Annotated in this window: 1 protein-coding gene; it reads right to left on the bottom strand. The window is 72.8% G+C overall.

Annotated elements, in window-relative coordinates:
- A partial coding sequence (locus QC029_RS30865) for a glycosyl hydrolase 115 family protein (protein ID WP_279559139.1) occupies nucleotides 1-390 on the bottom strand: 390 nt, incomplete at both ends.

Raw genomic sequence — 390 nt, 5'->3', positions numbered from 1 at the left:
GCGCTGGACCTCCTTGTAGAGGGTCTGCACCTGCGGGATGCCGGTGACGTCCTCCTTCCCGGTGACCTCGGCCAGGATCCGGCGCTGGCTGTCGAGGAGGGACTGCATCAGGTCGATGCCGTCGCCGTCCGGCTGGCTGACGTCGCCGTTGCCGCGCATGCCGAGGGTGACGACGCCCTCGAAGTCCTCCTCCAGCGGGCGGCGGATGCCGGCGGCCCAGTACGCCTCGACGGCCGTGCGGTTGCGGCGGAAGCTCCACGCGCCGGTGCGGCCGTCGGGGGCGCTGCCGGGCTCGGGGATGTTGCCCTCGGCGTCGCGTTTGGCGGGGACGGCGTGGCGGTTCCACTCCTCGATGCCGCGCATCATGGGCGCCTCGTGCGAGGTGCCCAT

Origin of the sequence: Streptomyces sp. DH37 (assembly GCF_029813835.1) — a bacterium.
Classification (GTDB): Bacteria; Actinomycetota; Actinomycetes; order Streptomycetales; family Streptomycetaceae; genus Streptomyces.
The sequence above is the reverse complement of the archived record's forward strand: the minus strand, read 5'-3'. Positions and strand labels throughout refer to the sequence as shown.